Source organism: Azospirillum endophyticum (assembly GCF_016595245.1).
GTDB classification, from domain to species: Bacteria; Pseudomonadota; Alphaproteobacteria; order Azospirillales; family Azospirillaceae; genus Azospirillum; species Azospirillum endophyticum.
The window spans coordinates 1-23,092 of the sequence record NZ_JAENHM010000020.1; the positions used below are offsets into that span (position 1 = coordinate 1).

At 68.4% G+C, this 23,092-nt stretch carries 23 protein-coding genes and 1 pseudogene; 9 read left to right on the plus strand and 15 right to left on the minus strand.

Translation table 11 applies throughout. The features are described from left to right. The 4 genes and pseudogenes from JHL17_RS36800 to JHL17_RS05575 form a co-directional block, all read right to left on the minus strand. Positions 1-193 (minus strand): hypothetical protein (locus tag JHL17_RS36800; protein WP_211113323.1); only part of this gene is annotated, 193 nt, incomplete at its 3' end. Positions 194-343: 150 nt separating this feature from the next. Beyond that, a pseudogene (locus JHL17_RS37960) lies at positions 344-538 on the minus strand (oligopeptide/dipeptide ABC transporter ATP-binding protein); the annotation flags it as partial. 15 nt (positions 539-553) lie between these two features. After that, complete coding sequence (locus JHL17_RS37965; protein WP_425599583.1) at positions 554-793, minus strand: ABC transporter ATP-binding protein; 240 nt, start codon at positions 791-793, stop codon at positions 554-556. A 13-nt stretch (positions 794-806) separates the two neighbouring features. Beyond that, positions 807-1,238 carry a winged helix-turn-helix transcriptional regulator gene (locus JHL17_RS05575; RefSeq protein WP_200191069.1) on the minus strand — a complete coding sequence of 144 codons (432 nt, stop codon included), beginning with the start codon at positions 1,236-1,238 and terminating at the stop codon, positions 807-809. A gap of 101 nt (positions 1,239-1,339) precedes the next feature. Between JHL17_RS05575 and JHL17_RS05580 the strand changes: the two genes are divergently transcribed. Continuing rightward, entirely contained in the window at positions 1,340-2,074 is a 735-nt protein-coding gene (locus JHL17_RS05580; protein WP_200191070.1) for an SDR family NAD(P)-dependent oxidoreductase, read from the plus strand. Positions 2,075-2,141: 67 nt separating this feature from the next. Here the strand turns inward: JHL17_RS05580 and JHL17_RS05585 are convergent, their stop codons facing one another. The 8 genes from JHL17_RS05585 to JHL17_RS05620 form a co-directional block, all read right to left on the minus strand. Further along, entirely contained in the window at positions 2,142-3,158 is a 1,017-nt protein-coding gene (locus JHL17_RS05585; protein WP_200191071.1) for an ABC transporter ATP-binding protein, read from the minus strand. Further along, positions 3,155-4,159, minus strand: coding sequence for an ABC transporter ATP-binding protein (locus tag JHL17_RS05590; protein WP_200191072.1), 1,005 nt, complete (start codon positions 4,157-4,159; stop codon positions 3,155-3,157). The genes JHL17_RS05585 and JHL17_RS05590 overlap by 4 nt, the downstream gene beginning before the upstream one ends. Positions 4,160-4,392: 233 nt before the next feature. After that, positions 4,393-5,451 (minus strand): alanine racemase, encoded by a 1,059-nt coding sequence (locus tag JHL17_RS05595; protein ID WP_200191073.1) that lies wholly within the window; start codon positions 5,449-5,451, stop codon positions 4,393-4,395. 78 nt (positions 5,452-5,529) lie between these two features. Then, on the minus strand, positions 5,530-5,913 hold the full coding sequence (locus tag JHL17_RS05600) for a RidA family protein (protein ID WP_094304977.1): 384 nt from the start codon (positions 5,911-5,913) through the stop codon (positions 5,530-5,532). A 40-nt stretch (positions 5,914-5,953) separates the two neighbouring features. Further along, positions 5,954-7,558 (minus strand): N-acyl-D-amino-acid deacylase family protein, encoded by a 1,605-nt coding sequence (locus JHL17_RS05605; protein ID WP_200191074.1) that lies wholly within the window; start codon positions 7,556-7,558, stop codon positions 5,954-5,956. A gap of 1 nt (position 7,559) precedes the next feature. After that, positions 7,560-8,468 (minus strand): ABC transporter permease, encoded by a 909-nt coding sequence (locus JHL17_RS05610; RefSeq protein ID WP_200191075.1) that lies wholly within the window; start codon positions 8,466-8,468, stop codon positions 7,560-7,562. A 14-nt stretch (positions 8,469-8,482) separates the two neighbouring features. After that, positions 8,483-9,424 (minus strand): ABC transporter permease, encoded by a 942-nt coding sequence (locus JHL17_RS05615; protein WP_200191076.1) that lies wholly within the window; start codon positions 9,422-9,424, stop codon positions 8,483-8,485. A gap of 210 nt (positions 9,425-9,634) precedes the next feature. After that, entirely contained in the window at positions 9,635-11,218 is a 1,584-nt protein-coding gene (locus JHL17_RS05620; protein ID WP_200191077.1) for an ABC transporter substrate-binding protein, read from the minus strand. Positions 11,219-11,360: 142 nt separating this feature from the next. On the opposite strand from JHL17_RS05620, the gene JHL17_RS05625 reads away from it, so the two are divergent. The 6 genes from JHL17_RS05625 to JHL17_RS05650 all read left to right on the plus strand — a co-directional run bounded on the left by JHL17_RS05625 (position 11,361) and on the right by JHL17_RS05650 (position 16,153). Next, positions 11,361-12,161 carry an IclR family transcriptional regulator gene (locus JHL17_RS05625; RefSeq protein WP_200191078.1) on the plus strand — a complete coding sequence of 267 codons (801 nt, stop codon included), beginning with the start codon at positions 11,361-11,363 and terminating at the stop codon, positions 12,159-12,161. Between the two features lie 303 nt (positions 12,162-12,464). Further along, positions 12,465-12,671 (plus strand): hypothetical protein, encoded by a 207-nt coding sequence (locus JHL17_RS05630; RefSeq protein ID WP_200191079.1) that lies wholly within the window; start codon positions 12,465-12,467, stop codon positions 12,669-12,671. 167 nt (positions 12,672-12,838) lie between these two features. Next, the gene (locus JHL17_RS05635; RefSeq protein ID WP_200191080.1) at positions 12,839-13,840 is read left to right on the plus strand and encodes an AAA family ATPase; all 1,002 of its coding nucleotides are present in this window, start codon (positions 12,839-12,841) and stop codon (positions 13,838-13,840) included. 59 nt (positions 13,841-13,899) lie between these two features. Further along, the gene (locus tag JHL17_RS05640) at positions 13,900-14,094 is read left to right on the plus strand and encodes a hypothetical protein (RefSeq protein ID WP_200191081.1); all 195 of its coding nucleotides are present in this window, start codon (positions 13,900-13,902) and stop codon (positions 14,092-14,094) included. Positions 14,095-14,336: 242 nt separating this feature from the next. Beyond that, complete coding sequence (locus JHL17_RS05645; protein ID WP_200191082.1) at positions 14,337-15,176, plus strand: cell wall hydrolase; 840 nt, start codon at positions 14,337-14,339, stop codon at positions 15,174-15,176. 275 nt (positions 15,177-15,451) lie between these two features. Continuing rightward, positions 15,452-16,153, plus strand: coding sequence for a CBS domain-containing protein (locus JHL17_RS05650; protein ID WP_200191083.1), 702 nt, complete (start codon positions 15,452-15,454; stop codon positions 16,151-16,153). A 256-nt stretch (positions 16,154-16,409) separates the two neighbouring features. On the opposite strand, the gene JHL17_RS05655 is transcribed toward JHL17_RS05650, so the two are convergent. Continuing rightward, positions 16,410-17,705, minus strand: coding sequence for an NAD(P)/FAD-dependent oxidoreductase (locus JHL17_RS05655; RefSeq protein ID WP_200191084.1), 1,296 nt, complete (start codon positions 17,703-17,705; stop codon positions 16,410-16,412). 190 nt (positions 17,706-17,895) lie between these two features. Here JHL17_RS05655 and JHL17_RS05660 point away from each other — a divergent pair, with 190 nt between their 5' ends. Together JHL17_RS05660 and hglS are read left to right on the plus strand one after the other, a co-directional pair. Further along, positions 17,896-18,807 carry a LysR family transcriptional regulator gene (locus JHL17_RS05660; protein ID WP_200191085.1) on the plus strand — a complete coding sequence of 304 codons (912 nt, stop codon included), beginning with the start codon at positions 17,896-17,898 and terminating at the stop codon, positions 18,805-18,807. A 116-nt stretch (positions 18,808-18,923) separates the two neighbouring features. Next, positions 18,924-20,348: a 2-oxoadipate dioxygenase/decarboxylase HglS gene (gene hglS, locus JHL17_RS05665; protein ID WP_200191086.1), complete on the plus strand. Its 1,425-nt coding sequence runs from the start codon at positions 18,924-18,926 to the stop codon at positions 20,346-20,348. A gap of 1 nt (position 20,349) precedes the next feature. On the opposite strand, the gene JHL17_RS05670 is transcribed toward hglS, so the two are convergent. Next, positions 20,350-22,239: a putative bifunctional diguanylate cyclase/phosphodiesterase gene (locus tag JHL17_RS05670; RefSeq protein ID WP_247893340.1), complete on the minus strand. Its 1,890-nt coding sequence runs from the start codon at positions 22,237-22,239 to the stop codon at positions 20,350-20,352. Positions 22,240-22,320: 81 nt separating this feature from the next. Then, the gene (locus tag JHL17_RS05675) at positions 22,321-22,875 is read right to left on the minus strand and encodes a GAF domain-containing protein (protein ID WP_200191087.1); all 555 of its coding nucleotides are present in this window, start codon (positions 22,873-22,875) and stop codon (positions 22,321-22,323) included. Positions 22,876-23,092: the final 217 nt, after the last annotated feature.

Sequence of the window (23,092 nt, forward strand, 5' to 3'; positions counted from 1 at the left end):
TCCACCGAATCAGAAACTTCGACGTTCGTAAACCGCTGTTAACCCGGCTTCGGAGCCCTGGGGCGATGGCGGCTTTCGCGATGGTGGCGGCGCCAGCCTTGTCACCTAGGTCGAGCCAGCGCTTGACCTCAATATTAAGGCTTTCTTGGGGGCTATCGACTAGCGCCTGGAGTTCCGTTGTGAGCTCAGCCATATCCGTCTCGACGAATTGATAGCTAATTTATACACCTCTTGAGCGTGTCTGCAACCGCCGTAGATTCCTGTTTGACAACATGGCGCGCACCCCGAATAGCTGCGTCGTTCGTCTTCGGCATAGCATCAGTATTTGAGGCAAAGCCGACTTTTACCCCACCCTCACATCATCCCGGATGTACGCCACCGAATGCCCCGGCGCCGCCTCTCGCAACTCCCGCCCCGTCGGCTCTACACAAGCCGGCGGGGCGAAAGGACAGCGCGTCCGGAAGACGCAGCCGGACGGCGGATTCATCGGGCTCGGCACGTAGCCGTCCAGCAGCATGCGCCTTCCGCGTGCCGGGGTCCGATCGGGGGCGGCCTACAGCAGGGCCATGGTGTAGGGGTGGCGCGGACGCTCGTAGAGCCCATCGCTTGGCGCGATCTCCATCAGGCGGCCGAGATCTATCACCGCCACCCGGTCGCTGATGTAATTCACCACCGCCAGATCATGGGCGATGAACAGCACCGCCAGCCCCAGCTCGCGCTGCAAATCGCCCAGTAGGTTCACCACCTGCGCCTGGACCGAGACGTCGAGCGCCGACACCGGCTCGCTCGCCACGATGAAGTCGGGCTCACCGCCCCTTCGCGCCCCAGCCCTCCCGCTTGGCAAAGACCCGGCTGACCTCGTCCATGTGTTCCGTGCCCCAGGAACAGAGCGGCACCAGCGCCTCGGCCAAGCTGTGACCCAGCGGGGTCAGGCTGTAGTCCACCCGCGGGGGGATTTCCTTGTAGTCGGTCCGCTTCACCAGCCCGTCGCTTTCCAGTTCCTTGAGCTGCTGGATCAGCATCTTGTCGCTGACGTCGCGGATCGCCCGGCGGAGTTCGCCATAGCGGTAGGGACCGCCTTGCGCCAGGAAATACAGGATCAGCGGCTTCCACTTGCCGGCGATGATCCGCAGGGTCGCGTCCAGACCGCAGGTGAAGCCGGGCAGGGTCGGGGTGCAGGTCCCCTCCGCCGGCGGGTTCTGCTGCGGCTGGGATGGAGTCGAAGAACTGGTCGTCATTTTCCGAACCGCCATTTTCTGGGGCACTTACAAAAAGGTGCATACTTGTCCATAGGTGGGTGGCTCGCCAGCTCAGTGCAATCTCAACCAGGGAGCACATCATGAGCAGGCTACAGGGCAAGACCGCGGTGGTGACCGGTGGCGGCAGCGGCATCGGCCTGGGCGCCGCCCAGCGCTTCGTCGACGAAGGGGCGTTCGTCTACCTCTTCGGCCGCAGGCAGGAGGCGCTCGACGCCGCCGTGGCGCGGCTGGGGGCTTCGGCGCGGGCGGTCAGGGGATCGGTCACCGACCTGTCCGACCTCGACCGGCTGTACGACACGGTGAAGGCGGAACGGGGTGGGCTCGACATCCTGTTCGCCAATGCCGGAACGGGGTCGTTCGCGCCGCTCGGGCAGATCACGCCCGAGCATTACGACCAGATCTTCGATGTCAATGTGAAGGGGCTGGTCTTCACGGTGCAGAAGGCCCTGCCGCTGATGAAGGCGGGGTCCTCGATCATCCTGACCGGGTCGAGCGCGGGAGTGATGGGGACGCCGCAATTCAGCATCTACAGCGCGACCAAGGCCGCGATCCGCAATCTGGCGCGCAGTTGGGCGCTGGACCTGCGCGGGACCGGGATCCGCGTCAACGTGCTGTCGCCCGGTCCGACCAGGACGGAGCTGGCGCTGGAGGTCGTGGGCGAGGAAGCCATGGACGCACTCGGCAGCACCACGCCCATCGGCCGCATCGGCGACCCTTCGGAAGCCGGCGCGGTGGCGGCGTTCCTGGCCTCCGCCGACAGCAGCTTCATGACCGGCGGCGAAGTCTTCGTCGACGGCGGGCTGGCGCAGGTCTGACGGCTTGAGCGTCCGACGATCCGGACGTGGGGGCTTCGATGACCGGGTTCGAAGCCCTCAATCCCACTCAGGCCCCGGTCGCCATCGCCGGAGCCACATCATCCCGAATGCACGCCACCGAATGCCCCGGCGCCACCTCGCGCAGCGCCCGGGCTTCCGGCTCTGCACAGGCCGGCAGGGCGAAGGGGCAGCGGGTGCGGAAGACGCAGCCCGACGGCGGGTTCATCGGGCTCGGCACGTCGCCGTCCAGCAGCATCCGCGACTTCGGCGCGTCGGGGTCCGGGTCGGGGGCGGCGGACAGCAGGGCCATGGTGTAGGGATGGCGCGGACGCTCGTAGAGGGAATCGCTCGGCGCGATCTCCATCAGGCGGCCGAGATACATCACCGCCACCCGGTCGCTGATGTAGCGCACCACCGCCAGGTCATGGGCGATGAACAGCACCGCCAGCCCCAGCTCGCGCTGCAGGTCGCCCAGCAAATTCACCACCTGCGCCTGCACCGAGACGTCGAGGGCCGACACCGGCTCGTCCGCCACGATGAAGTCGGGTTCCACCGCCAGGGCGCGGGCGATGCCGATGCGCTGGCGCTGGCCGCCGGAGAATTCATGCGGGAAGCGGTCCATGGCGTCGGCGCTTAGGCCGACCTTCTCCAGCAGGGCGGCGATCCGGTCGCGGCGGTCGGCGCGGCTGCCGATGTTGTGGATCACCAGCGCCTCGCCGATCACGTCGCGCACGCGCTGGCGCGGGTCGAGGCTGGCATAGGGGTCCTGAAAGACGATCTGCATGCGGCGGCGCTGCGCCCGCATCTCCGCCGTCGCCAGACCGGTGATCTCCTGTCCGGCGAAGCGGATGGAGCCGGCGGTCGGCTCGATCAGCCGCAGGATGCTGCGCCCGGCGGTGGTCTTGCCGGAGCCGGACTCGCCGACCAGCCCCAGCACCTCGCCGCGCTTCAGGTCGAAGGACAAATCGTCCACCGCCTTCACCCAGCCGACCGGCCGTTGCAGCAGCCCGCCGCGCACCGGAAAGCGCTTCTCCAGATTGCGGACGCTCAGCAGGGGCTGTTCGGTGACGGTATCGGTGCTCATTGCACGTCCCTCCAGCGGCGGCAGCGGGCGGAATGGTCGGGGCCGACCGGCTCCAGCACGGGTTCGGCGGCGAGGCAGGCGGGTTCGGCCAGCGCGCAGCGCGGGGCGAAGGTGCAGCCGGCCGGGCGGTTCACCGGGCTCGGCACGCTGCCGGGGATGGCGTAGAGCCGGCCGCCGTCGCCGCGGCGCTGACCCAGATGCGGCATGCAGGCCAGCAGCCCGCGGGTGTAGGGGTGCTTGGGCGATTTCAGCAGGGAGCGCACGTCGCCCTCCTCGACGATGCGGCCGGCATACATCACCACCACCCGGTGCGCCACCTCCGCCACCACGCCCAGATTGTGGGTGATGAACAGGATCGAGGTGCCGGTCTCCTCCTGGAGCCGCCGCATCAGGTCGAGGATCTGCGCCTGGATGGTCACGTCCAGCGCCGTGGTCGGCTCGTCGGCGATCAGCAGGGTGGGGCGGCAGGCCAGCGCCATGGCGATCATCACGCGCTGGCGCATGCCGCCCGACATCTGGTGCGGGTACTCGTCCAGCCGCCGCTCCGCCGCCGGGATGCCGACCTTCTTCAGCATGGCGAGCGCCTCGGCCCGCGCCGCCCAGCGGTCGAGGCCCTGGTGGTAGCGCAGCGCCTCGCCGATCTGGTCGCCGACGGTGTAGACCGGGTTCAGCGAGGTCATCGGCTCTTGGAAGATCATGCCGATCTCGTTGCCGCGGACGCTGCGCATCGCCCGCTCGCTGATACGGGCGAGGTCGCGCACCTGGCCGTCGCGACCGCGGAACAGGATCTCGCCGCCGGCGATGATGCCCGGCGGCGTCGGGATCAGCCGCATCGCCGACAGGCTGGTCACCGACTTGCCGCTGCCGGATTCGCCGACGACGGCCAGCGTCTCGTTGCGGCGCACGGCGAAGGACACGCCGTCCACCGCCTTCGACACGCCGGAATCGGCGGTGAAGTGGGTTTGCAGGTTGCGGATGTCGAGCGTGAGGTCAGCGTCCATGACGGGATCCCGGTAAGGGGGGCAGCGGGTGCGGTGATCGCCCTCTCCCGCCCCGGGAGAGGGAGGGGACCCGCCGAAGGCGGGGAGGGTGAGGGGTGGTCCGAGAAGCCGGAACCGCATGGCCCCAAAGCGCATGGCTTCGTGCCCAACCCCTCACCCTTCCCATGCTCCGCATGGGCCCCTTCCCTCTCCCGGGGCGGGAGAGGGAATAGAATGCGACCCCGAGGGGCGGATCAGCGGGTGCAGCCGCGGGCCGGCACCGGCCAGTCGCCGGTGACCTCGCCGTTGCGGCTGATCGCCATGCGGTCGTGCAGGTTGGTCACCACGCAGACATGGTTGGGCAGGATGCGGACGCGGTCGCCGATCTCAGGCTTCGCTGCGCTCCGGCTGAGGTCGACCACCGCATGCTCCTCGTTGACGCGGACGATCACCGCGTCGGGATAGTCGAGGATCAGGCCGTAGCCTTCGCCGACCGACGGGGCTACGCGGTCGCTCGACAGCGTCTTGCTGCCGCAATCGAGAACGGCGCGGTCGGATGTGGGGCGGCTGACCACGGTGGCGTAGACATGCACGGCGCATTCGTCCAGCGTCGCCACCCCGGCGCCGACGGTGGCGCGGTCGTGATAGATGTAGGTGCCGACGCGCAGCTCCGTCACGCCGGGAAGCTCGTGGGTGTCCCAGCAGCCGGGGGTGCCGCCGACCGACACCGTCTCCACCGCGATGCCGGCGCCGTCCAGCAGGGCGCGGGTCTCGGCGACGAAGGGCACGGTGCGGGGGCCGCGCGGGTAGGTCATCAGGCCGCGGAAACGGGTCAGGCCGTTGCCGGCGGCGCGGCGGGCCAGCGTCAGCACCTCGTCAGGCGTCTGCACGCCGCAGCGGCCGTCGCCGCTGTCGAACTCCACCAGGATGCCGATCTCGACGCCGGCCTGCGCGGCGGCCGCCGCCACGGTGTCGAGGGCGACGGCGTTGTCGAGCGCCACCGTCAGCTTGGTCTTGCCGGCCAGCTCGGCCAGCGGTGCCACCTTGGCGGCGCCGACGATGGGATAGGTCAGCAGGATGTCGGCGCAGCCGGCCTCGGCCATCACCATCGCTTCGCTGATCTTCTGGCAGGTGATGCCGACGGCGCCCAGCTCGATCTGGCGCAGGGCGAATTGGGGAAGCTTGTGGGTCTTGATGTGCGGACGCAGCGCCAACCCGTGCCGGTCGCAGTATTCCTGCATCTTGGTCAGGTTATGCTCGACCCGGTCGAGGTCGATGACGGGGACGGGGGTGTCGAGTTCGTCGACGCGCATGGGACCGCTCCAAAGGCGACAAGAGGGAAAGGGCCGACCCCGGCGGTGAAGCCGGGGATCGGCCGTGTACTCGGGATGTTACGCTTGCGGCAGGACCGCGATGCAGTCGATTTCGACCTGGATGTTGTTCAGCTGGCAGCCGATGGTGGTGCGGGCCGGCGGCTCGGTCGGGAAGAACTCCGAATAGAGCGCGTTGTATTCCTGGAAGCGGCCGAGATCGCTGAGATAGCTGTTGACCTTCACCACATGGGCGAGGTCGGTACCGGCGGCCTTCAGGATGATTTCCAGGTTGCGCAGGGTCTGGCGCACTTCGCCGGCGAAATCCTCGGGCAGCGCGCCGGTCTCCGGATGGTGCGGCCCCTGGCCCGACACATAGACGAAGCCGTTCGCGACGATGGCGTGGCTGTACTGGCCGGCGGGCTTGGCCCCCTTCTCGGCGAAGATCGGCTTGCGGTTGGTCATCGGGTCCTCACTGGTTTTGAAACGGCACTGTCTTGAAAGGTCAGGCGCGGGTCAGGGCCTTGCCCGGACGGGCGCCGGTGTGGCCGCCGTCGCGCAGGACGAACTGTCCGGCGACGAGCAGGTCGGTGATGCCGTGCGGCGGCTGCGTCGGGTCCTGGAAGGTCGCGCGGTCGGCCACGTCGGCGGTGAACAGGGTCAAATCGGCAACCATGCCCGGCCGGACCAGCCCGCGGTCGGACAGGCCGAAGCGCTGCGCCGGGACGGCGGTCATGTGGCGCACGGCATCCTCCAGCCCCAGCCCACCTTCGCCGCTGATGGCGCGGGCGAGATAGCGCGGGAAGCTGCCGAAGGCGCGCGGGTGCGGCTTGCCGGTCTCGCGCGGCAGCCCGTCGGACCCCAGCATGTGCAGCGGGTGCGACAGCGCGGTTTCCAGATCGGCCTCGGCCAGCTGGAACATGACGATGTTGGTGCGGCCGCGGTCGGCGCGGATCAGGCGGACCAGCGTGTCGAAGGGGGATTCCTTCGCCGTCTCGGCGATCTCGGTCAGCGACAGCCCTTCCAGCGGACGCAGGTCCGCTTCGCCGACGCCGCCGATCCGGACATTCTCCCAGCCGATCAGGCGGATCTTGGATTCCCAGCCGGCGTCGCCCGGCGCCTCGCCGCCCTCCACCGCGCGGCGCAACGCCGCCAGACCGTCGGCGTCGGCCATCCGCGCCAGCAGCGCCTCCACCCCTCCCGCCAGCGCCGAGGGCGGCAGCAGTTGCAGGATGGTGCTGGAGCCGGCCGGATAGGGGTACATGTCGAAGCTGACGTCGGTGCCGCCCTTGCGGGCGATCTCCAGCCGCTCCACCGCCCGCGGCAGGCTGCCCCAATAGGGCTTTCCCGCCGCTTGCAGGTGGGAGAGCAGGCCGCTCGCCCCGCCGGCCTTCAGCAGGTCGAGGAACTCGTCCACCGAGGCGATCAGCCCGCCCTCATAGGAGCGGACATGGGCGGTCAGCAGGGCGCCATGCTCCGCCACCACCTCGGCCAGCCGCACCAGCTCGGCGCGGTCGGCCCAGGCGCTGGGCGGATAGACGAGGCCGAGCGACAGGCCGTGCGCGCCCTGGCGAAGCTGCTCGGCCAGCAGGGCCGCCATCGCCTCGCGCTCTTCCGTCGTGGCGGCGCGGTTCTGCCAGCCCATGACGGCGAGGCGCAACGCCGCGTGACCGACCAGCGAGACGAGGTTGATGGCGGTGCCGCGCCCGTCGAGCGCCGCCCGGTAGCCGGCGAAATCGGTGAAGGTTTCCTGGGTCGTCACCGTGCCCAGCAGGTTGCCGAAATGCTCGCGCAAGGGGCCGCCGCTGTCCGGGCTCTGCGGGTAGAGGCCGAAGGAGCAGTTGCCGACCACCACGGTGCTGACGCCCTGCGCCACCTTCTCCGGCCGGCCGGGCTGACGCAGCTGGATCAAATCGTCGTGGCAATGGGCGTCGATGAAGCCGGGGGCAAGGAAGCGCCCCTGCGCCTCCAGCGGCTCGGCGTCCGGCGCGTCCAGCATCGGGCCGATGGCGGCGATGCGTCCGCGCTCCACCAGCACGTCGGCGGGGAACCAGGGGGCGCCGGTGCCGTCGATGACGCGGGCGCCCTTGATAAGAAGAGAATCGCTCATCTCATTTGGCCTTCTGGAGCCGGGGGTCGAGCGCGTCGCGCAGCCCGTCGCCGACGACCTGGAGCGACAGCACGGTCAGGACGATGGCGCAGCCGGGGAACAGGATCAGCCAGTCGGCCTGCTGGAAATACTGCTGGGCGCCGGCGATCATGTTGCCCCAGGTCGGCGTGGTCGGCGGCACGCCGACGCCGAGGAAGGACAGGGCGGCCTCGGTCAGGATGGCGTAGGCGAAGATGAAGGTGGCCTGCACCAGGATCGGCGAGATCAGGTTGGGCAGGATGTGCAGGAAGACGATGCGCGGGGTCGACGCGCCCAGCGCCGTCGCCGCCTCGATATAGGGCATCTCGCGCACCACCAGGCAGGCGGCGCGCACCACGCGGGCGACGCGCGGGGTGTAGACGATGCCGAGCGCCAGCACGACGTTGTAGAGCGACGGCCCCAGCGCCGCCATGAAGGCGATGGCGAGCAGGATGTCGGGGAAGGCCATCAGCGCGTCGGTCAGCCGCATCAGCACGCCGTCGAGCGGCCGGACATAGCCGGCGGCCAGCCCCAGCAGCGTGCCGAGCACAGTCGCCACCACCACGACCAGCAGGCCGACCAGCAGCGACAGCCGGGCGCCCAGCATCACGCGGGACAGCACGTCGCGGCCGTATTCGTCGGTGCCGAACCAATGGGCGGCGGTCGGCGGTTTCAGCCGGCCGAGGATGTCCATCTTCGTCGGGTTGAAGGGGGTGATCCAGGGCGCCAGCAGCGCCACCGCCAGGATCGCCAGCATGATCAGGAAGGACAGCACCACCAGCCGGCGGCGGAACAGCTGGCGCATCAGCAGGGCGAGCGGCGACCGGCTGCGCTGCGGCCCGGCGGAAGAGGGAAGGGGAACGGTGCCGTGACCGGCGGGGACGCTTGCCATGGAAACCCTCCCTCTCAATAACGGACCCGCGGATCGACCACGGCATAGAGCAGGTCGACCGTCAGGTTGATCAGCACATAGATGGCGGACACCACCAGCAGGGCGCCCTGGATCACCGGATAGTCGCGGCGCAGCACGGCCGAGACGATCAGGTTGCCGACGCCGGGCAGGCCGAACACGGTCTCCGTCACGATGGCGCCGGCGATCATCACCGCGGTGGTCAGGCCGATCACCGTCAGGATCGGGATCATCGCGTTGCGCAGCGCATGCTTCAGCACGACGACCAGCGGCGGCAGCCCCTTGGCCCGGGCGGTGCGGACATAGTCGTGGCTCATCACGTCCAGCATGCTGGTGCGGGTGAAGCGCAGGATCAGCGCCGAATTGGGAATGCCGAGCGCGATGGCCGGCAGCACCAGATGGCGCATCCGCTCCATCAGGTCGGCGTCGGGCGGGCCGTAGCCGGCGACCGGGAACCAGGCATGGTCGACCGCCAGATACTTGATCAGCGTCAGCCCGATCCAGAAGCTGGGCACGCTGGCCGCCAGCATGGCGAGCCCGACGGAGGTCTGGTCGATCAGCCCGCCGCGCTTGGCCGCCGACAGGATGCCGATCGGCACGCCGATCAGCATGGCGATTCCCACCGACATCATGGTCAGCAGGGCGGTCAGCTCCGACCGTTCGGCCAGCGCCTGCGATACCGGGCGGTTGAGGAAGATGGACTCGCCGAGGTCGAAGCGGACGATCTGCCCGAGATAGAGCAGGAACTGCGTCAGCAGCGGCTCGTCGAGCCCGAGCCGGCCGCGCAGCGCCGCGATGTCCTCCGGCGTGGCGGCGGACCCCAGCATGACGGCGGCGGGATCGCCCGGCACGACGCGGGCGATCAGGAAGACCACCATGGCGACGAGCAGCATGACGATCATCATGCCGGCGAACCGGCGGACGACGTAGACGAGCATGGTTGCGGTCCCGGACCGAGGAAAAGCACAGAATTCCCCTCTCCCGTCCCGGGAGAGGGAGGGGACCCGCGCCCTCAGGCGTGGGGAGGGTGAGGGGTAGGGCGAGCATCCTGAACCGCATGGTTCCTTGGATAACCCCTCACCCTTCCCATGCTCCGCATGGGCCCCTTCCCTCTCCCGGGACGGGAGAGGGAATTATCCAATCGCCCCTCAGCCCTTCAGGTCGGTGTTCCAGAAGAACGGCCAGGGCGTCGGGGTGTAGCCGGTCAGCTTGTCGCTGCTGGCGGCGAGGTTGTAGAACTCGCCGACCTTGACGCTCGGCACCTCGCTGTAGAACAGCGTCTGCAAGGTCACCCATTTCGCCTTGCGGGCCGCCGGGTCCATCTCGCGGTTGAACGCGGCCAGCGCCTCGCGCTTGGCCGGGCTGTCCCACCAGCCGGGATAGCTCGGGTTCAGCACGGTGATCAGCGACGGTTCCGGCACGAAGGTGTGATAGGTGAAGAAGGCGTCCCAGCCCTTGTCGTCGCCACGGCGCTGCAGCAGAGTCGCCCAGTCCAGCACCTGGAGGTCGACCTTGAAGCCGGCGATTTCGAGCTGGGCCTGGGCCACCATGCTCATCTTGTACAGGAACTCGTACTGCACCGAGGTCATGATGCGGATCGGCTCGCCCTTGTAGCCGGCGGCCTTCAGCAGGTCCGCCGCCTTGCCGGCCGCATGGTCGCTGTAGGGCTTGGCGCTCGTCTCGTCGTAGAACGGCGTGCCCTGGGCGTAGATCGACCCCTCCGCCTGGACGAATTCGGGATCGCCCAGACCCGCCAGCAGCATGTCGTTCGGCTCCAGCGCCGCCAGGACCGCTTGGCGCAGCTTCTGGTTCGCCATGACGCCGGTCTTGGTGTTCATGATCATCAGCGGGAAGCCGAAGGGCTTGACGATCACCGGCTTGACGCCGGCGGCCCCCTTGATGCGCGGCAGGGTTTCCGCCGGCAGGCTGTCGGCGAACTGGTACTGGCCGGCCAGCACGCCCGACACCCGGGTGGCGGCGTTCGGCACCGGGACGAAGCGGACCTCGCCGATGTTGGCCTTGCGGCTGCCGGCATAGCCGCTGGGCGTGCCGGCGGGCGAGACGTAGCCGTCATGGCGGACCAGCCGGATATACTGGTCGGGCTTGTGCTCCAGCAGCTTGTAGGGGCCGGTGCCGACCAGCGACTTCAGCGCGCCCGGCCCGTCGATCACCGACTTCGGCACGATGGCGGCGGCGCCGTTGTTCATCGCCAGCAGGGAAATCAGCGGCGCGAAGGGCTCCTTCAGCGCGATGACGACGGCATCGGCGCCCTTGGCGGCGATGCTCTCCACCAGCGGGGCGACGGTCTTGCCGCGCGGCGAGGCCTTGGTCCAATGGTCCAGCGAGGCGACCACGTCGTCGGCCGTGACGGTGCTGCCGTCATGGAAGGTGACGCCGCTGCGCAGCGGGATCGTGTAGGTCTTGCCGTCCGCCGAGACCTGCGGCAGGGCTGACGCCACCAGGGGGGCCAGCTTCCAGTCGCCGTCGAAGGTGAACAGCGTCTCGAACATGTGCTGGGTGATGATGCTGACGAGGTCGGACGTGGTGCCGACCGGGTCCAGCGTCGGCGGCTCGCCGATGGTGGCGACCGTGACGACCGAGGCGGCGCCCTGCGCCTGCGCCGGGGTCGTCCAGCTTCCGAGAATACCGGCGGAGAAGCCGGTGGAAAGCCCGCCGACGGCGACTGCCGAACCGAGGGCGGTGTTGAAAAGACGTCGCGTGATCCCAGTCATTTGTGCCTCCCGGACCGTTTGTCCGAAATATCGGACGTCGGTCTTGTATTCCAGACAAGTGAACGGTATATCGGACAAACAGCGCTGGCAAGCCGAAAATCCGCGTGCTAATCGGTTGCGGGACGACAGGGAGTGCGGGTTGATGAAGGGCGGCGGAGTGGCTGAAAAGCTGGCGGCTGAAAAGCAGATGGCGGAGAAACCGACAGGCCGGGCCCGCGGCATCGACCGCGTCATCGCGCTGATGGAGCATCTGCACGACCGGCGCGCCCCGACGCGCATCGCCGACATCGCGCGCGACACCGGCACCCCGCGCTCCACCATGTACGAGCTGGTCAACACGCTGGTCGAGGCGCGCTGGCTGGAGCTGCGCGACGGCGACGGCACGGTCTATTTCGGGCCGGCGATGCATTATTACGGCAGCGACTATCTCGACAGCGTCGACCTGATCCGCAAGGCACGGGTGGAGGTCGCCCACATCGCCGAGCTGGTGGGGGAGACGGCGCAGTTCTGCACGCTGGACGGCGACAAATATCTGGTCGTGCTGAATGAACCCGGCCGCCGCATGTTCCGCATCAGTTCGGAGATCGGCATCAAGGTACCGATCCCGTGGACGGCGTCGGGCCGGCTGCTGGTCGACCACATGGACGCCGACGAGATCCGGCGCTTCATCCCGGCCGACGACTTCCTGTTGCCCGACGGCCGCCGCATCGCCGAGGACGAGTTCCTGGAGGACATGCACCGCGCCCGCACCCAGGGCTATGTCCGCACCACCGCGCTGGTCGACCGCTTCACCACCTGCCTCGCCGCCCCGGTCCGCGATCCGGCCGGACGCTGCATCGCCACCATCTGCTTCGTCGTCCCGGCCGACACCACCGAAGAGGCGCAGCAGGTGATGATCGACACGCTGAAGGCCAGCGCGGAGCGGCTGTCGCCGGGTCGCTGATCCGGCCTTCCCAATCCTTGTCATTTGACGAGGCCGCACCACATGTTTTAAATGAGGCCAGACAGCGAGCAGTAATAGCGCTGCGAAAGCCCCAATTCTTCCGATAGAGCGCTGCGAAACGTCAATCCGCATTAAGAACTGGCCCTTGCGGTGTCTTTCACAGCGCTATGCTGCAATGCGAAATGGCGAGAACAGAGATGCGATGTCTCTGCTTTCGCGCATGCGGGATCGTGTCAATATCTTCCTCGACAGGCCGCGACGCCGGCCGCCGGAATTCAAAACCGACCTCGAAGGAAGATCGTCATGCCCAGCTATGATGTCGAATCCGCCATCTTCGCCGCCAAGTTCGCCATCGTCCGCACCATCGTCTGCTTTGCCCTGCTCGCCGTGTTCGCCCTGATTTCCCATGTGAACGCGAACGCCATCCTGGCCGCCGACGAAGCCACTGCCGCCGTCGCGCTGGAAATGGTCAGGACGATGCCGGTCTCCGTCGCCGACGCTTCCCACTGAGCGCGTCGTCGGTCCAATAGGGTTCAAGTATGGGACTCAAGTATAGCGTGAGCTTCGCCATATAAAAGATCCAGTACAAAACCGGAACATCTTGCTATGATCCAAGCAAGCATGCCGTGCCGGCCTGTTCGGGTGAGCCGGCCGGTCCACCGTTCCGAGGATCTTCCATGGCGTTCAAGCGTGTCAGCCAAACGGCGTTGCCTCCCCGCCGTTGGGCGTTGAAGGGGTATTACGGCGACGGCAAATCGACCTTCATCCTCGCCATGCAGCAGCCGACGCTGATGATCGACGCCGACGGGCGCCGGCATGAGCTGAAGGGCGGCGAGCTGTATGAGCTGAGCGAGGAGGCCGCCGACCACCGGTCCGTCGAGCGCATCCAGGATCTGCTGGATGCGCATATGCCGGGATCGGACATCCGGACCATCGCCATCGACAGCGTGACCTCGCTGATCGGCGTGTCGATCGCCCGCGCCATGCTCGACAACGCGGCCGACCGCAACAGGAACAAGAACCAGGCCTGGGTCGACAAGGCCGAGAAGATGCGCCTGCTGCAGGACGCGGTGACCGCGCATGGCAGCCACGTCCTGTGGATCTGGCATCTCGAGGATGCGCAGCTCAACGGCAAGGCCCAGATCCGCGAAACCCTGCCGGAAACCGAGCGCGAGCGGCTCTACCGCTCGCTCAACGCCGCCCTGCGCATCGTGCGCGAGGATGGCCGCCGGGGCGTGCTGGTCGAATGGTCGCGCGAAGGACCGTCCGGCATGATCGTCTGGGACGACGAGGGCCATTGGAAGGGCGTGCCGGAGCGCATCGAGGCGGCGATCTACGGCCATGACGGCGGCATCCGGCCCACGGCCGGTGCAGCCGGGCCGGCCGCAACCGTGCCGGCCACAACCATGTCGGTAGGCGCGCCGGCCGCCAGGCGTGGCGGCTCCAGCTGGGAAGCGACCGCGGACGCCGCCGCGACCGGAACGTCCGACGGCGTGCTGACCTTCTACGGCCCGGCGGAAGCCGTGGCCTGGGGCGTCGGCCAGGGCGCCTTCCCGACCGCCGAGGCAGCGCAGGAGGCCTATGACCGGCTCAAGGCCGATGCCAAGCCGCGCAATGCCAGGGAGATGTATGCGGCCTGGATCGACCTCGTCCACGAGCCGCAACGCCGGCGGGCGTGACGTTGCGGTCTCGCCCTTGTTTGCTGGGAGTGTTTCCGGCTGACGAGGATGAAGCCCCCATGTCCCCCACTCCCGAATCCAAGGATGGCCCGACGCAAGGCCACCCGATGGAAGACCGCCGTTCCGGTCAGGCCCAGGTGCCGAAACCGCCCTCCCGTGCCGAGGTCGAGGAGATCAGCCGCTCCCAGGAGTATCTGACCGACGAGTGGACCGGCGACGGCGGCAAGCCGGACGGCAGCCGGCGGAAGGGCTGAGGCCGTTCGCCTCTCTGCTGCCAAGTCTCGATTCAACGGGCAGTTCGACCATCATACGGGCTGGAAGCCGGAGGGTTCCGACGGCTTCCAGCCCGTTCTGCTGTCCGGCACCGTCCTTCGGAACCCGAAGGGCGTACATCCTCCGCCCCCAGGCTTAAGCTGTCTGAGAAGTGGACGGGAAAGGGAACTTGCCGTCCGCGCTCCTGTAGAAGGTAGTCCCTTCCAATTCAGGAGAGACCGTGATGCGCAACCTTCTTCCTGTCGTGACGCTCGCGATCTCCGTTCTGCCCGCCGCCGCGGGCGCTCAGGTCATCGATGCCGGCGACGCGGTCTGCCGGCCGGGCGATACGGCATGCGCGCGGTTCGTCGGCGATGGGAAGGGAGGACTGCCGAAACGGAGCGGCGAGAAGCAGCCGGTGATGATCGGCACGTCGGTCTACATGCTGACCCCCTGGCAGGCCGAACGGGAGCGCCGTTGCCTGGCGTTGGCCGGCTGGGCCGAGGCGCGCGGGGAGGGAGCGGACGCCATGGCGGCCGTGATGTGGGTGGTCGCCAACCGTGCCGCTTCGGCGGACCAGCCGTCGCTGCCCTGCCGCGTCGTCGTCGCCGCCGGCCAGTTCGAACCTTTCGCGGCGGAGCCCGTCGAGCCCAAGAACCGGCAGAAGGGCAAAGTGGTGAAGCCCGGAACCAAGCCGAAGCAGACGGCGGCCGAACAGGCCAAGCTGGCGGCCGACCCGCGCGTCGAGGCGCGGCGCATCCTGGCGGCGATCCGCCGGCAGGCCACGGTGATCCGGGCGGGCGGCATGCCGTCCTGGCCGAAGCCCCGCCTCGCCGCCGACCAGGAGGCGCTGCGCATCGCGCGGGGACTGGCCTGGAATCTGAACGACGACGATCTGCCCGATCCGACCGCGCGCGCCTCGCTGTTCTACAGCCCGCCGACCCAGGCGGCGCTCCGCCGCCAGAAGCCGGACTGGGCGGAGGCACGGCTGCTGACCACGTCCATCGGCGGCCATTCCTTCTACCGTTATCCGGCGCCGCCCGAGGAGCGCACCACCACCCAGGTGGCGGAGGTCGGGGAATGAGGCGGCATCAGCCCATCCCTGGCGAAGATGAAAGGAATTTCATGAATCCTGGAGGATGGGAAGAAGTTCCGCAGAGTGTTTGGCTCCCTCATCTCCGATCGAAAATACCGAACCGTCGGCCGTCACCCTGAAATTGTGGGTGTACCTTCCATATTTTCCATCATACGGAAAGCCTGTCGCAGAATTGCTCCAGATCAATTGTCCTCGACTTCCGACCTCTTAGGTTTCCTTGGTCGAACGACATCAAGGCCAACGACTGCAAGGGGAGAGGAACGATGAAGGCTATCGATCTGATGACGCCGCGGGTCATCACCATCGGCCCGGACGCAACCGTCGCCGATGCGGCGCGGACGATGCTGGAGCACAACATCAGCGGCATGCCGGTGGTCGATGCCGCCGGCAAGGTGGTGGGGATCATCAGCGAAGGCGATCTGCTGCGCCGGGTGGAGCTGGGAACCGAGCGTCACCGCTCCTGGTGGCTCGGCCTGCTGTCCGGCGGCACCCTGCCGGCGGAGGACTTCGTCAAGTCCCATGCCCGCAAGGTCGCCGACGTGATGACCGGCCATGTCGCCACGGTGGACGGGAACGCCTCGCCGGAAGATGTCGTGCGCCTGATGGAGACCCGCCGGATCAAGCGCGTGCCGGTGGTGAGCCACGGTGCGCTGGTCGGCATCATCAGCCGGGCCAACCTGCTGCGCGCGCTGGCCAGCGTCTCGCCGGAAACTCCGGCTGCCGCCCCGGACGACCGCGCCCTGAAGGACCGGGTCGCCGCGGCGGTCAAGGAGCTGTCCTGGGACTCGCGGTCGCATGACGCCATCGTCGTCCGCAACGGCGTCGTCCAGCTCTGGGGCTTCGTCAGCAGCGCCTCCCAGCGCGACGCCCTGCGCGTCGCGGCGGAAGGCGTTCCCGGCGTGAAGTCGGTGGAGAACAACATCCAGGTCGTCGACCCGGCGGAAAGCGGCGCCTGGGGTCTTTAAGAGGGAAATACGGTCGGGCTGGTGTGATCGATTATCTATCGCATTCGGCGATAATCACCCTCTCCCGTCCCGGGAGAGGGAAGGGGCCCATGCGCAGCATGGGAAGGGTGAGGGGTGGTGCAAGGAACCATGCGCTTCCGGTTTCTTGGGTCACCCCTCACCCTCCCCACGCCTGACGGCGCGGGTCCCCTCCCTCTCCCGGGGCGGGAGAGGGAATGACGTGCGACAGCCTTGGATCGACCAGTGGCGTGTGTGATCAGATCCGCCCCGGCAGCCTCGCCCCCACCAGGTGGGTCGCCTGCGCGCCGTATTCATAGGCGGCCTCCCGCACTGCCCGGCCGGTCACCGTTTCCGGCGCGGTGGCGGGAAGCGGCATCTCCGCCTCCGGCAGCTTGCCGGTGACGTGCTCGGCCAGGCAGCGGCCGAGCACGGTGCCGGGGGCGATGCCGCGGCCGTTGTAGCCGCTGAAGCCGACGACGTTGCGGTCCAGCCGGTGGAAGCGCGGCAGGTTGTCCTTGGTCATGCCGATCTGGCCGTACCATTCCGCCTCGAACCGCACCGCGCCCAGCTGCGGGAACAGCGCGGCGAGCGACCGCTGCGCCCAGGCCCGGTGCACCGCGGTGCCGGTGCCGCGCAGCGCGCCGACGCTGCCGAACACCAGCCGGCCCTGCCGGTCGAAGCGGTAGGAACTCAGCACCGACTTGGTGTCCCACACCCCCTGACGCTCCGGCAGGATGGCCTCGCGCAGGGCGTCGGACAGCGGCTCCGTCGCCAGATTGAAGTAGGGTAGATGGACCTGCTCGGTGCGCAGCTGCACCCAGGGGCCGATGCTGTAGGCGTCGGTGGCGACCACCACCCAGTCGGCGGTGACCGAACCCTCCGGCGTCTTCACCTCCCACTTGTCCCCGGTCCGGCTCGCCGACCGTACCGGGCTGCCGGTGAAGATACGGGCACCCGCCGCGATCGCCGCCGTTGCCAGCCCGCGGGCATAGGCCAGCGGCTGGATGGTGCCGGCGCGGAGATCGAGCAGCGAGCCGGTATAGGCCCGGGTCCCGACCTTCTCCGCGGTTTCCCTTGCGTCCAGCAGCCTTACCGGCGCGCCGCGCTTCTGCCAGATCGCCGCCCGCTGTTCCAGTTCGCGCAGGCCCGCCGGGCCGACGCCGCAATGGAGCGTGCCGCTGCGCTCGTCCTCGCAGGCGATGCCATGCTTGGTGATCAGGTCGAAGACGGCGCGCGGCGCGTTGCCCAGCAACTCGATCAACCGCTCGCCGTAGACCGGCCCCAGCGTGCTGACCAGTTCGTCCGGCATCACCCACATGCCGGCATTGACCAGCCCGACATTGCGCCCGGCCCCGCCGAAGCCGATCTCCACCGCCTCGACCACCACGGCGTCGACGCCGCTTTCGGCCAGATGCAGGGCCGCCGACAGGCCGGTATAGCCGGCGCCGACGATCACCACGTCGGCCCCGACCGCGCCGGCCAGCGCGGCGGTCGGCGGTGCCGGCGGCGCGCTGCGTTCCCAAAGCCCATGCGAGCGCGGATCGTTCAGCATTCCCCAGGGTCCTTTTCGCGTCGGTTGCTCTTGCTTTCGCGTGCCCGTCATTCCCAGCAGGAAACACCGTCTCCGCCGCACCCATGGGCAAACGGGACCGCCAAGCCCACGAACACCTGGAATGATTGACTTTCCTACCCCCTTCGGCCAAGTGATGTTTGCTCAACCAGTCATTCCGCATGAGAATGAGATGCAGAGCCCGCGCCGCTTCCTGCCTTCCCTGGCCCTGCTCTCGGCGTTCGAGGCGGCGGCGCGTACCGGCAGCATCACCGCGGCGGCCAGGGAACTGTCGCTGACCCAGAGCGCGGTCAGCCGCCAGATCAAGGCGCTGGAGGACCTGCTGGAGGTCGAGCTGTTCCACCGCGAACGCCAGACCATCCGCCTGACCGCGGGCGGGGAGTATTACGTGCGCGAGGTCCGCGACGCCCTGCGCCGGATCAGCACCGCGTCGCTGAACCTGCGTGCCAATCCCTTCGGCGGCACGCTCAGCATCGCCGTGCTGCCGACCTTCGGCGCCCGCTGGCTGGCGCCGCGGCTGCCCGGTTTCCTGGCCGGCAATCCCGGCATCACCATCAATCTGGTGACGCGCACGGCGCCCTTCGATTTCCGGCTGGACCCGGTCGACGCGGCGATCCATTTCGGCCGGCCGGACTGGCCGGGCGGGGAGATGGCCCTGCTGCGCCGGGAAACCGTCATCCCGGCCTGCAGCCGCGACTTGCGCGACCGCTTCGATTTCCAGCGGCCCGCCGACCTGCGCCTCGCCCCGCTGCTGCATCTGACCAGCCGTCCCGATGCGTGGGAACGCTGGCTGACCCTGCACGACACGCCCGCCGACGGCGTGCACGGCATGCTGTTCGACCAGTTCGCCACGGCATCCCGGGCGGCCGCCGCCGGGCTGGGCGTCGCCCTGCTGCCGCTGTTCCTGATCGAGGAGGAATTGCGCTCGGGGGATCTGGTGCCGGCGCTCGATCTGCCGATGGAGAGCGAGAACGCCTATTATCTCGTCTGGCCGGCGGAACGGGCGGGCTACCCGCCGCTCGCCGCCTTCCGCGACTGGATCCTGGCGGAGACGGCGGACACCCGTTCGTCGACGGGGTCATGAGCTTTCGTCATGAAGTCGGGAAAAACAATCGCAATCCAGCGCCGGAGATCGTTGCTATAGCTGAGGCTTGGAAGGGACCGTGCAGGTCCGGCAAGCCAATGCGAGCGAGATTTGGAATGAGCGTCCTGACGATCCTCAGTGCCGATGCCACCAGCCCGGATGTCATCAGCCCCGATGCGATCCGCACCCTGTTCTCCACCGCCATGTCGGAGATGTATCGGACGGAGGTGCCGGCCTATCAGACGCTCATGGAGCTGGTATCGGAGGTCAACGAAGCGGTGCTGGCGGCCGACCCGGCGGAGCGCCGCCGCCTGGAATCCGCCGGCGGCCTCGACCGCATCACCGAGGAGCGCCACGGCGCCATCCGCCTCGGCACCGCGAATGAGCTGTCGACCATGCGCCGCCTGTTCGCGGTGATGGGCATGCAGCCGGTCGGCTATTACGACCTGTCGGAGGCCGGCGTCCCCGTCCACTCCACCGCCTTCCGGCCGGTGACGGACGAGGCGCTGGGCCGCAACCCCTTCCGGGTCTTCACCTCGTTGCTGCGGCTCGACCTGATCGCCGATGCCGCCTTGCGGCGGGAGGCGGAGCAGGTGCTGGCCGCCCGCAGCATCTTCACCCCCGGCTGCCTCGCCCTGATCGGGAAGGCCGAAGCCGAAGGCGGGCTGGATGAGGGGGATGCCGGGCACTTCGTCGCCGAGGCGCTGGAAACCTTCCGCTGGCACAGCCGGGCCAACGTGCCGCTGGACCTTTACCACCGTCTGCACGACGCCCACCGGCTGATCGCCGACGTGGTGTCCTTCAAGGGGCCGCACATCAACCACCTGACGCCGCGCACCCTCGACATCGACGCGGTGCAGCGGCTGATGCCGGAAAAGGGCATTTCGCCCAAGGCGGTGGTCGAAGGCCCGCCGACCCGCCGCTGTCCGATCCTGCTGCGCCAGACCTCCTTCAAGGCGCTGAGCGAGCCGGTCGATTTCCGCGACGGCGATGTCGATGGCGCTGGCGGCGGCTGGCGCTCCGGCGTCCACACCGCCCGTTTCGGCGAGATCGAACAGCGCGGCATCGCCCTGACGCCGAAGGGGCGGGCGCTCTACGACACGCTGTTGCAGGACTCCCGCCGCCTCGTCGCCCCGGCCGCCGATGGCTCCAACGCCGCGCAGTACATGGCGGCCCTCCAGGAGGTCTTCGCCCCCTTCCCCGACAGTTGGGACGACATCCGCCGCCAGGGACTGGGCTACTTCGCCTACTCCCTGACCGAGGCCGGCCGCGGCACTCCCCCGGCGCCGGGCACGGATCTGGAAACGCTGGTCGAGAGCGGCCTCGTCCGCTTCGATCCCGTCGTCTACGAGGATTTCCTGCCGGTCAGCGCCGCCGGCATCTTCCAGTCCAACCTGGGCGACGATTCGCAGCAGGACTTCACCGCCAGCCCGAACCAGCAGCGCTTCGAAGCCGATCTCGGCGCCCCGGTGCTGAACCCGTTCGACCTCTATGCGGAGGTCGAACGGGCCTCCATCGCCGGCTGCGGCGCGGCAAGGTAACTCACGCCGGCAGGGCGGCGGGCCGGAAGGCGCCCGCCGCCAGCCACGCCTCGAAGGCCGCGGGCGGCAACGGCCGGGACATCAGATAGCCCTGGCCGATGTCGCAGCCATGCAGGCGCAGCCAGTCATAGGCCTCCTGGGTTTCCACCCCCTCGGCGATGACGAGGTAGCCGAGGTCATGGGCGAGGTCGATGGTCGAACGGACCATGATCTGGTCGCTGCGCTCCGTGGCGATCGAGCGGATGAAGCGCTGGTCGATCTTGACCGCCGTCGCCGGGATGTCCTTCAGGTAGGACAGGGCGCTCTGCCCGGTGCCGAAATCGTCGATCTCGACGGCGATGCCCAGGCGGCGCAGCCGGTGGAGCTGGCGGTCGACCTCCGCCCGGTCGGTCATCAGGGCGCTTTCGGTCACCTCGAAATCGATCCAGTCCGCCCGCACCCCATGGCGGTCGAGCATGGACTCCACCCGGTCGGCGAAATCGCCGGTTCCCAGATCCAGCATCGAGATGTTGATCGACACCGGCAGCGCGATTCCCTGCCGGTGCCACTGCGCCACCTGCCGCAGCACCGCCCCGATCACCCATTCGGTCAAGGGGCGCACCAGGGCCGTCCGCTCCGCCAGCGGCACGAATTCCGCCGGCGAGACCGGCCCCAGCTCCGGATGGGTCCAGCGCAGAAGCGCTTCCGCTCCGATGCAGCGGTCGGTGCGCAGATCGACCTTGGGCTGATAGGCGATGTGCAGCTGGTCCTGCGCGGCCATCGCCTCGGTCAGACTGCGCAGCAGCAGGAAGGCGCGGTGGGCGGCGCGGTCCTGCTCCTCGTCATAGGTGCACCAGGGCTTCTGCTCCTCCAGCGACTGGTGGGCGGCGCTGCTGGCCGCGCGCAGCAGCTCGACGCTTCCCGCGGCGCTGTCGGGCAGGCGGACGAAGCCGATGCCGGTGGAGGACGCGATCGGCACGCCCTGATACTGGAACGGGCTGCGGATCGCCGCGCTGATGCGGTCGAGCGTGGCCTCCAGATCGTCATCCCTCTCTTCGCGATCGGGCCGGCCGAACAGGATGCAGGCGAAGCGGGCCGGCGACAGGTGGTAGAGCCGCGCGCGCTCCGGCAGGCAGCCGGCGAGGCGGCGGGCGCAATCGACCTCGAACGCATCGGCGCAGACCTGGCCCAGCACCCGGGTCAGCTGGGCATATTGTTCGGATGCGGCGGTGTCGATCACCACCGCCACCGTCGGCGCATCATCCCCGGCCGCCGCATTGCCTTCCCGATTGGCGATCATGGCGTCGAGATCGGCCAGGAAGCGGAAGCGGTTCGACAGCGACGTGACCGGATGCAGGTAACCGACGGCGCGCCGCGCCTCGATATGCGCCATCGTCATCGCCGACAGATCGCGCAGCGCCTCCTCCTCCTCCGGCGTCAGGGCGGCGCGCGGCTGGTCGTCGATCACGCAGATGGTGCCGAGCGCCAGCCCGTCGGCCGTGCGCAGCGGCGCCCCGGCATAGAAGCGGATGTTGGGATCGCCGGTGACCAGCGGGTTGCCGGCGAAGCGTTCGTCCCGCCGGGCGTCGCCGACCACCAGGATGGCGTCGGACTCCAGCGCGTGGGCGCAGAAGGCATGCGCGCGCGGCGTCTCCTGCACCGGCAGCCCGATCCGCGACTTGAACCACTGGCGGTCGCGATCGACCAGCGAGATCAGCGCGACCGGAACCTTCAGCAGCTTGGCGGCCAGGCGGGTGATCTGGTCGAAGGCGGGCTCCGCCGGGGTGTCGAGCAGCTCGTAGCGCCGGAGCGCCGCGAGCCGGTCTTCCTCGCGGTCCGGGATCGGCGGCAGGGCCGACGCAGGCGTCATGTAGGGCTTCATCCTGTTCCAGGCACGATCGTCTTCAAGCATTTCCAGCGCCGATCCTGCCGGCAATTCCACGCGAGAGCCAATGAGAATGGTGCATCGCAGCATGGAAACAACCGGCAGTCCCTATCTTTGTCTCTGCTCGATCGCCACAAGCGCCGTGACGGTGAGTTGGGCCAGCACGATGCGGTCGACCGTGCCGAAGCCGCGCGGCACCGTGTCGATCAGGCAGACCGAGCCAAGCGCCAGCCCCTGCCGGTTGATGATCGGCGCCCCGGCATAGAAGCGGATGTTGGGATCGCCGAGCACCAGCGGATTGTCCTGGAAGCGCGGGTCGCTGGCGGCATCCTCCACCACCATCGGCAGGCTCTGGCGGATGGTGAAGCGGCAGAACGCGATGTCGCGCGGGGTTTCCTGTACCGGCAGGCCGCGGTGCGCCTTGAACCATTGGCGTTCGGCGTCCATCAGCGACACCAGCGCGATGGGGACCCGGAAATGGTCGCAGGCCCAGGACACCAGATCGTCGAAGGCGGGTTCGGGCACGCTGTCGAGCAGCCCGGTGCGCCGCAGCGCCTCCAGCCTTGCCGCCTCGTCGTCGAGCGGGACCGCAGCCTTGCGGATGAAGACGGGGGCGGCCTGCGGAGCTGTCCCGCCCGTGATGGTCTCGTTCACAAGCGTCATGATCCAAACTCCGAGGTCGGGTGGAGGCCGGCGGCCCGGCGACGAGATGAATCTTTCATTAAGAAATAATCTGCCGGATCCATTGAAATCATGTTTGCCGTGACTTGTGAGTGAGCATAATCCTTTTACGCACGGTCCCGAATATGGATCTGTCGGATCGAATATTATTTCGGTGGACACAGATATATTAGTAATTTCTATTGAATTCTGCGCAACC

Bases quoted from the DNA above. Each gene is read 5' to 3' on its own strand.
- JHL17_RS05575 (WP_200191069.1), bottom strand. From the start codon at position 1,238: ATGACGACCAGTTCTTCGACTCCATCCCAGCCGCAGCAGAACCCGCCG.
- JHL17_RS05580 (WP_200191070.1), top strand. From the start codon at position 1,340: ATGAGCAGGCTACAGGGCAAGACCGCGGTGGTGACCGGTGGCGGCAGC.
- JHL17_RS05585 (WP_200191071.1), bottom strand. From the start codon at position 3,158: ATGAGCACCGATACCGTCACCGAACAGCCCCTGCTGAGCGTCCGCAAT.
- JHL17_RS05590 (WP_200191072.1), bottom strand. From the start codon at position 4,159: ATGGACGCTGACCTCACGCTCGACATCCGCAACCTGCAAACCCACTTC.
- JHL17_RS05595 (WP_200191073.1), bottom strand. From the start codon at position 5,451: ATGCGCGTCGACGAACTCGACACCCCCGTCCCCGTCATCGACCTCGAC.
- JHL17_RS05600 (WP_094304977.1), bottom strand. From the start codon at position 5,913: ATGACCAACCGCAAGCCGATCTTCGCCGAGAAGGGGGCCAAGCCCGCC.
- JHL17_RS05605 (WP_200191074.1), bottom strand. From the start codon at position 7,558: ATGAGCGATTCTCTTCTTATCAAGGGCGCCCGCGTCATCGACGGCACC.
- JHL17_RS05610 (WP_200191075.1), bottom strand. From the start codon at position 8,468: ATGGCAAGCGTCCCCGCCGGTCACGGCACCGTTCCCCTTCCCTCTTCC.
- JHL17_RS05615 (WP_200191076.1), bottom strand. From the start codon at position 9,424: ATGCTCGTCTACGTCGTCCGCCGGTTCGCCGGCATGATGATCGTCATG.
- JHL17_RS05620 (WP_200191077.1), bottom strand. From the start codon at position 11,218: ATGACTGGGATCACGCGACGTCTTTTCAACACCGCCCTCGGTTCGGCA.
- JHL17_RS05625 (WP_200191078.1), top strand. From the start codon at position 11,361: ATGAAGGGCGGCGGAGTGGCTGAAAAGCTGGCGGCTGAAAAGCAGATG.
- JHL17_RS05630 (WP_200191079.1), top strand. From the start codon at position 12,465: ATGCCCAGCTATGATGTCGAATCCGCCATCTTCGCCGCCAAGTTCGCC.
- JHL17_RS05635 (WP_200191080.1), top strand. From the start codon at position 12,839: ATGGCGTTCAAGCGTGTCAGCCAAACGGCGTTGCCTCCCCGCCGTTGG.
- JHL17_RS05640 (WP_200191081.1), top strand. From the start codon at position 13,900: ATGTCCCCCACTCCCGAATCCAAGGATGGCCCGACGCAAGGCCACCCG.
- JHL17_RS05645 (WP_200191082.1), top strand. From the start codon at position 14,337: ATGCGCAACCTTCTTCCTGTCGTGACGCTCGCGATCTCCGTTCTGCCC.
- JHL17_RS05650 (WP_200191083.1), top strand. From the start codon at position 15,452: ATGAAGGCTATCGATCTGATGACGCCGCGGGTCATCACCATCGGCCCG.
- JHL17_RS05655 (WP_200191084.1), bottom strand. From the start codon at position 17,705: ATGCTGAACGATCCGCGCTCGCATGGGCTTTGGGAACGCAGCGCGCCG.
- JHL17_RS05660 (WP_200191085.1), top strand. From the start codon at position 17,896: ATGCAGAGCCCGCGCCGCTTCCTGCCTTCCCTGGCCCTGCTCTCGGCG.
- hglS (WP_200191086.1), top strand. From the start codon at position 18,924: ATGAGCGTCCTGACGATCCTCAGTGCCGATGCCACCAGCCCGGATGTC.
- JHL17_RS05670 (WP_247893340.1), bottom strand. From the start codon at position 22,239: ATGCTTGAAGACGATCGTGCCTGGAACAGGATGAAGCCCTACATGACG.
- JHL17_RS05675 (WP_200191087.1), bottom strand. From the start codon at position 22,875: ATGACGCTTGTGAACGAGACCATCACGGGCGGGACAGCTCCGCAGGCC.